Raw genomic sequence first — 622 nt, forward strand, 5'->3', positions numbered from 1 at the left:
TCTCGTCCTCGCCGTGGCCGGGCGTCAGGCCGCCGTCGGCGAACATCGAGTTGATGCCGAAGTGGCAGGTGTTGTCCGCCATGTCGTCGACGCCGCTGTGGCTGAAGTGCGCGAGCACGTTCGAGAAGTTCAGCCGCGCCATCGTGATCTCGCTGATGCACATCTCGAGGAACGCGGAGAACGTCGCGAAGATGCCCTGCCTGCCCTTCTCGCTGCCGAAGCCGGCGGCGGCGGAGAAGTTGCCGCGCTCCATGATGCCGCCGCGCACGAAGACCTCGGGGTGGGCCTTGCGGATGTGGTGCAGGCCGCACGAGCCTTCGAGGTCGTTGTCGAACACGCGCACGCGCGCGACGCGGTCCGCGGGCGACATGCCGTCGAGGATGGCGTTCACGATCTTGCCGAAGTCGTCGCGGTTCTTGCCGACGCCGGAGCTGCCCTCGTAGGTCAGCGGGCTCTTGTCGCCCCTGGCCGCCTTCAGGATCTCGACCGCCGCCGTCTGGCCGCGCTGCTCGAGGTACTTGACGGCGACGTCGGTCTTCAGGACCTCGTGCGCGTGCGGGCTGCCCTCGGCGCCCTCGATGCCCGGCGCCATGTGGCGCTTGATGATCAGCGCGTGCGGCTT

The 622-nt window shown here is 68.5% G+C and carries 1 protein-coding gene; it reads right to left on the minus strand.

All coding sequences use genetic code 11. From position 1 onward, the window contains the following. Positions 1-622: transketolase (locus JNK74_29345; GenBank protein ID MBL7650282.1), on the minus strand; the 622-nt coding region annotated here is incomplete at both ends.

It is taken from the genome of Candidatus Hydrogenedentota bacterium (assembly GCA_016791475.1).
GTDB lineage: Bacteria > Hydrogenedentota > Hydrogenedentia > Hydrogenedentales > JAEUWI01 > JAEUWI01.